Below are 6423 nucleotides of genomic sequence, written 5' to 3' on the forward strand. Positions count from 1 at the left end.
AGAATTGGAGATTCTGCCATGGAGAACGTGCACAAGCCCGCCACTGCCGCGGCCAGCGGCGAACCGTCAGAGGGCTTCTCGAAGGAGGAACGGGCTGCCATCAAGGAGCGCGCCGCCGAACTGCGGGCAGAGAAGCGCCGCAGCCGGGCAACGAACAAGGAGGCGGAGGACACGAGCGCGGTACTCGCTGCGATTGCCCAGATGCCCGATGCTGATCGCGTTCTCGCCGAGCGCCTTCACGCCGTGATCATGGCGACCATACCGGCCCTGTCACCCAAGCTCTGGTACGGGATGCCCGCGTATGCCAGAGACGGCAACATCGTCTGCTTCTTTCAGGGCGCACAGAAATTCAAGACGCGATACGCCACGCTCGGCTTCAACGATGAGGCGAACCTCGACGACGGAACGATCTGGCCGACAGCCTTCGCCCTGACGGGGCTGAGCGAAGCCGACGAAGCAACGATCGCAGCCCTCCTGACGCGGGCTGTGAGCTGATCACCGCCCGCTTCAGAACAGCGGCCAGGGCACGGCTGACTGGTCACGGCGCGGGGCGGGAAAGCGGCGCTCGGCCAATAACCGGTCGCAGCGCGCCGCAAGCTGCGCGGCCTCGAGGCCGCTGACGAACCCAGTGAGCGTCTCGCCGAGCTCGCCCGCCAGCTGCGAGCGTACCCGTTCGATTCCGGCCAGCTCGTCGCCGGTGAAATCTTCGCCGAGCCAGCCCCACAAAACCGTACGCAGCTTGTCGTCAACGTGAAACGTGAGTCCGTGGTCGACGCCGTGACGGTGTCCGTTCGTCATGGCGAGAATGTGGTCACCCTTGCGATCGGCATTGTTCACGACGATATCGAAGACTGCCATCCGTCGCAGGGCAGCAGAATCCTCGTGGATGAGGCTGACCGCACGGTCCTGCTCGTCCTGACCATCCAAAACGTGACGCCAGCCCGTATCCGGGACTGCATCGGTCAACACGAGGTCGACGGCGGTCTGTTCGGGATCAGGTTCCTGCCAGAGCTGCACCATGCCGACGCCAAAGGGACCATCGCGCAACCAGGTGCGCGGTACGACGTTCCAGCCGAGTGCCTCCGAGACCAGGTAGGCCGCGGCTTCGCGGTGGGCCAGGTCACCGTCGGGAAAGTCCCACAATGGACGCTCGCCCGCGATGGGCTTGTAGACGACCGCGATACCGCCGATGCTGCCGAGGAAGGTCGCATTCGAGGCCGTCCGGATGCGTCCGGTGAGCTCGAGACCCGCGTTGACCAGATCCGCATTGCCCCGCTCGGCCTCCGGCACCATCAGTTATCGCCGGGGAGGGTGCAGACGTGCCCTGCTGCGTCGACGGGTGTGCCACAGAGAACGCAAATGGGTCGGCCGGCGCCCACCACTTCGCGGGTACGTGTCGCGAAGGCCTGGGCGGTGCCAACGGGGAGGCGTACCAGCAGCATTTCCGCTGGCTGCGCATCGGGGGCGCTGTCCTCGTCCGCGTCCTCGTCGTCGTCCGGCGTGAGCGGATACGCCTCGATCACGACCTGCGCGGTGCGCGGGTCCCAACCCAGGCTCATCGTGCCGGTGCGAAATTGCTCCTCGACCGGCTGTTCCAGTGGGTCGTTGTCGACGAGTTCGATGGGCGTGGTGGCTGGCACGCTGAAGGGGTTGCCGTCGTGCGTCATCAGCTGCTCCAACAGCTCGGTGAGCTTCTCGGCGAGCAGCGCAGATTGCTGTTTCTCCAGGGCGATACTGACAATTTGGGCTCCGGTGCGCACCTGCAGGTAGAACGTGCGTGATCCGGGCAGCCCGACCGTGCCGATGACGACGCGATCAGGCCAGGCAAATTCGTAGACGATTGTGGGCATATGAATATTTTAGGAGCGCAATCTCTGTGGCGCCTCAGGACCGGCCCCGCCGCCGACCGGCGCGTCGGCTCCGGGACTACTCGCGCGTAGCCAGGACAGGTCGCCGGAGTCGGTGTTGGTGGCGATGACATTGGGACGATTGGGCCCGTAGCGCACGATCGACACCGAGGCCGGACCGACAGAAATGCGCTGGAACAGGTCGAGGTGCATGCCGAGCGCATCGGCCAGGATCGACTTGATGATGTCACCGTGGCTGACCGCCACCCACACGGCATCGGGTCCATATTCCGACTCGAACTCCGCATCGCGGCGTCGAATGGCGGCGACCGAGCGGGCCTGCATGGTGGCCATCGACTCGCCACCGGGAAAAACGGCAGCTGAGGGTTGCGTTTGCACGACCGACCACAGTTTTTCGTGAGCGAGGTCATGGAGGGTGCGACCCTGCCAGAGTCCATAATCGCACTCCGTGATCCCCTCCTCCACCGAGGTCACCAGTGAGCCAGGCTGACGTTCAAGAATCTGGTCTGACGTCTGTCGGCACCGTTCCAGCGGACTGGAGACCACACCGACCAGCGGAACGGGGGCAAGTCGCTCCCCCGTACGGGCGGCCTGGTCACGCCCGAACTGGTCGAGCCTGACCCCGAGGGTACGACCGGCTAACACTCCATCGGCGTTGGCTGTGGTGCGACCGTGTCGCACGAGAATGACTGTGGCCATGGTGACGAGCCTATACACGGCGGACCACACCCCGCGACGGCCTTAAAACAAGAAAACCCGGCGCCTTCGCAGAAGAAGGCAACCGGGCAATTGTGACCCCAGCGGGATTCGAACCCGCGTTACCGCCGTGAGAGGGCGATGTCCTAGGCCGCTAAACGATGGGGCCGTTTTTGCAACTTACCGAGTATGCCACACGCACGAGGGCACATCCAAACCGAGCGCACGCGGCGCGTCGCCGCGTGTGGTCGTCACCCCGTTCGTGCGTGCAGGAACGACGTCCAGAAAGCGGATGCCGTTGCGCCACGACGCGAATCGGGGTTAGCTCGGGAAATGAAACTGACCAAGCTCGAACACGCCGCCCTGATCCTGGAACTGTCTGGCAAGAAGCTCTACATCGACCCCGGTTCGTTCACCAGTGCGCTCAGCGACACGGCGAATGCCGTTGCCGTGGTCATCACCCACGAACACGCCGACCACTGGACCCCCGATCAGCTCGGCCGCATCGTAGAAATGAACTCCGACCTGCGTATTTTCGCGCCGGCCGGCGTCGCTCGGGCCATTGCCGCCGTCAACGCCGATCTCGATGTCACGACGGTGCAGGCCGGCGATACCGTCCTGGTCGCTCCATTCACGCTGCGTTTCTTCGGAGCCACGCACGCGGTCATCCACGAATCGATCCCGGTCATCGACAACGTGGGGGTGATGGTCAATGACGAGTTGTACTACGCCGGGGACGCTTTCACGATTCCCGAGGGGGTCGAGGTCGGCACGCTCGCCGTACCGGCCGCAGCGCCCTGGATGAAACTCAGTGAGGCGATGGACTACGTTCTGGCCGTGAAGCCCAAGCGCAGCTTCACTACCCACGAGATGTTGCTCTCCCGCGCCGGAAAAGACTTGTCGAATGCGCGAATTCAAGGCGTCACCGAACAGGGCGGCGGTGAGTTCTTCCCGCTGGAACCGGGTGAAAGCCTCGACTTGTAGACCCACCCGGCTGCCGCATCCGCTCGAAAACGACCCGCCATCAGTCAACTTGCGGCGACTGCAATTTAGAGTGCAGTTACTGCACATGTGGCCCATGTGGGTCGCACAGAACCGAGGGAAGCACGATGGACTCCGAGTGGGTAATTGATGCGCAGGGCCTGGAGAAATCCTACGGGTCGGGTGCGAGCCGTTTCGACGCTCTGAAAGGCGTCTCCGTTCAGATCGCACCCGGCGAGACCGTGGCCATCGTTGGAAAGAGCGGGTCAGGCAAATCGACCCTCATGCACCTGCTCGCGCTGCTCGACGAGCCTGACCGAGGAACGCTCGAGGTTGCCGGCAGAGAGGCCAAGTCGCTCGCCAAGCGCGCGGTCAACGAGCTGCGCAATAAAGAGTTCGGCTTCGTTTTTCAGCAGTTCTTTCTCACTCCCAACGTGAGTGTGCTCGAAAATGTCATTCTGCCGCTCAAGATCGCCGGCGTTGGCGGCAAGGAGCGCCGCCGCCGCGGCATGGAAGTTCTCGAACAGCTCGAACTGGCCGACAAGGCCAACAGCAAGGCCACGACCCTCTCGGGCGGTCAGAAGCAGCGTGTCGTGATCGGTCGCGCCCTGGTCAATGCGCCACGGGTGATCTTCGCCGACGAACCGACCGGAAACCTCGACACCGCCACCGGCGCCGTGGTGGAAGACATTCTGTTCGAGCTCAATCGCAACCAGGGCATCACGCTCGTCATCGTCACCCACGACGAGGAACTCGCTGCCCGCTGTGACCGCCAGATCTACATTCGCGACGGACTCGTCGTGTCGCACGCTGCCCAGACACACAACCCCGGTGCCCACGCACTTGTCATCGGCGGAGGTACAGCGTGAGAACCAAGGACCTCGTCGCCACCGCGATCTCCAATACCTTTCGCAGCAAGCTCCGCACGACCCTGACCGTTTTGGCCATCTTCGTCGGCGCCTTCACGCTCACACTCACCAATGCCGTCGGCGCCGGAGTCAGTCAGTACGTCGACGCCCAGGTGGGCTCCCTGGGCTCCCCCGACGTGTTCATCATCACGCAGGCGAGCGACGCAACCACTGCCGAAGACGGCCCGGTCCAGTACGACGCGAGCAGTTCGGCATCCGTCCCCAGCCAGCAGGGGCCTCCCGGCACCACGACCAAGGCGCTCACGGCCGCCGACCTCACGACGATCGGCGATACCGCCGGCATCGTCTCGGTCGATCCGATCCGATCGGTGCTGCCCGATTACATCGAATACGACTCCGGATCGCAGTACGAGTTCAGCATCAACGCCACCTCGGCCGTCACCACGGCCGACCTCACGGCGGGCGCGCAGCTCGATGGCGGCGCCACCGAGGCGCAGCTCGTGCTGCCCGACACCTTTGTGAAGCCGCTCGGGTTCGCGTCGGCGGACGACGCGGTGGGGGCATCCGTTTCGATCGGCATCACCGATATTCTCGGCGAGAAGCACACCGTGAATGCCACCATCGTCGGCGTCTCACTCGAGAGCCTGCTCGCTTCGGGCGCGGGGGCCAACGACGCACTGATCGCCGAATTGGCCGATGCGCAGTCCGGCGGCATCGAGACCGCGGTCACGAGCTACGGTGTGGCTGTCGCTCACTTCGACACCGCGCTGTCAGCGGATGCCGTCACCGCGCTCAAGGCGGATCTCGCGGCCGAGGGCTACACCGCGAGCACCATTGCGGACCAGCTGGGGGCCGTGCAGACGGTGATCAACGGCATCGTCGGCGTGCTCAACGCCTTCGCCGTGATTGCCCTGATCGCCGCGGCGTTCGGCATCATCAACACCCTGCTGATGAGCGTGCAGGAACGTACCAGGGAGATCGGTCTGATGAAGGCCATGGGTATGAGCGGCGGCAAGGTGTACACCCTGTTCAGCCTCGAGGCCATCGTCATCGGGTTCCTCGGCAGTGCCATCGGGGCCGGTGTGGCCATCGGTCTCGGCTCGGCCCTGAGTGCTGTGCTGTCACAGGGACTGCTCTCGGGGTTGCCCGGGTTGAACATTCTGCTGTTCGAGCCGGCATCCGTGGCCTTCGTCATCGGTCTGGTCATGCTGATCGCTTTTCTCTCCGGCACGCTGCCGGCCCAGCGGGCGGCCAAGCAAAACCCGATCGAGTCGCTGCGGTACGAGTAGCGCGGTACCGCCCACCGACACCGAAGACGACGCGGTCCTGGCATCGGCCCTGACCGAGTCCCTCGATCGAACGGTCGCGCTGTTCATTCCTGGCCTGTAGACACTGGCCTGTAGCTCCTGGCGCAGAATTCCGCGGTTTTCCGCGGTTGTCAAGCCTTCCACGCTATGCGCCAGTAGGGATGCGTATGGTCCGATACCGGTCGCTTTGCGGGGTTTCCGGCTCGTTTTTCGTTCCGGCATGGAGACCCGCACGCAGGCCGACAGCCTCAGGTCAATGCCTCCAGCGAGTTCTTCCAGTGCTGCAAGTCACGGCTTTCACAAGACGACAATTTATACCGCTAGGGGTATATGGTGGCATTGCGGATCAGTGAACGGAAGGAAGTAACTCAGATGATGTGGGGTAACGGAAGTATGGGATGGTCCTGGGGGTTCGGACTGCTGGCCCTGGCAGGCGTCGCCGTGCTCATTTATGTCATTGTTCGGTTACTGTCGAACAAGTCCGGGAGCGATGGCACGCGATCCGCTCCCAGGCAAGCTGGTGCGGTCAGTGCCAGGCAGATTCTCGAGGAGCGATTCGCTCGGGGGGAGCTCACTGCGGAGCAGTTCCGTGATCAGTTGCGGGTGCTCGAGGAGGGCCGGTAGTGCCCGATCTCAGTCGCCGGAGCGCCCTGGTCCTCGGCGGGGTGGGGATTGCAGGCACAGCTGTGGGTGGAACGGGTT

At 64.0% G+C, this 6423-nt stretch carries 8 protein-coding genes and 1 tRNA gene; 5 read left to right on the plus strand and 4 right to left on the minus strand.

The features are described from left to right. Positions 1-18: 18 nt before the first annotated feature. On the plus strand, positions 19-495 hold the full coding sequence (locus E3N85_RS15780) for an iron chaperone (RefSeq protein WP_134464880.1): 477 nt from the start codon (positions 19-21) through the stop codon (positions 493-495). Between the two features lie 12 nt (positions 496-507). Here the strand turns inward: E3N85_RS15780 and E3N85_RS15785 are convergent, their stop codons facing one another. The 4 genes from E3N85_RS15785 to E3N85_RS15800 form a co-directional block, all read right to left on the minus strand. After that, a complete protein-coding gene (locus E3N85_RS15785; protein ID WP_134464882.1) occupies positions 508-1293 on the minus strand; it encodes an SCO1664 family protein in 786 nt (261 codons plus the stop codon). After that, on the minus strand, positions 1293-1850 hold the full coding sequence (locus E3N85_RS15790; RefSeq protein WP_134464884.1) for a DUF3090 domain-containing protein: 558 nt from the start codon (positions 1848-1850) through the stop codon (positions 1293-1295). The genes E3N85_RS15785 and E3N85_RS15790 overlap by 1 nt, the downstream gene beginning before the upstream one ends. Positions 1851-1859: 9 nt before the next feature. After that, positions 1860-2567 (minus strand): histidine phosphatase family protein, encoded by a 708-nt coding sequence (locus E3N85_RS15795; RefSeq protein WP_134464886.1) that lies wholly within the window; start codon positions 2565-2567, stop codon positions 1860-1862. Between the two features lie 93 nt (positions 2568-2660). Next, a tRNA-Glu gene (locus tag E3N85_RS15800) sits at positions 2661-2733 on the minus strand. Between the two features lie 164 nt (positions 2734-2897). Between E3N85_RS15800 and E3N85_RS15805 the strand changes: the two genes are divergently transcribed. The 4 genes from E3N85_RS15805 to E3N85_RS15820 all read left to right on the plus strand — a co-directional run bounded on the left by E3N85_RS15805 (position 2898) and on the right by E3N85_RS15820 (position 6345). Next, on the plus strand, positions 2898-3548 hold the full coding sequence (locus E3N85_RS15805) for an MBL fold metallo-hydrolase (protein WP_134464888.1): 651 nt from the start codon (positions 2898-2900) through the stop codon (positions 3546-3548). Between the two features lie 125 nt (positions 3549-3673). Beyond that, the gene (locus E3N85_RS15810) at positions 3674-4414 is read left to right on the plus strand and encodes an ABC transporter ATP-binding protein (RefSeq protein WP_134464890.1); all 741 of its coding nucleotides are present in this window, start codon (positions 3674-3676) and stop codon (positions 4412-4414) included. Next, a complete protein-coding gene (locus E3N85_RS15815) occupies positions 4411-5703 on the plus strand; it encodes an ABC transporter permease (RefSeq protein ID WP_134464892.1) in 1293 nt (430 codons plus the stop codon). The genes E3N85_RS15810 and E3N85_RS15815 overlap by 4 nt, the downstream gene beginning before the upstream one ends. Before the next feature lie 390 nt (positions 5704-6093). Then, the gene (locus E3N85_RS15820; protein ID WP_134464894.1) at positions 6094-6345 is read left to right on the plus strand and encodes an SHOCT domain-containing protein; all 252 of its coding nucleotides are present in this window, start codon (positions 6094-6096) and stop codon (positions 6343-6345) included. The last annotated feature ends 78 nt before the right edge of the window (positions 6346-6423 follow it).

Source organism: Cryobacterium sp. Hz9, from assembly GCF_004402825.1.
GTDB lineage: Bacteria > Actinomycetota > Actinomycetes > Actinomycetales > Microbacteriaceae > Cryobacterium > Cryobacterium gelidum.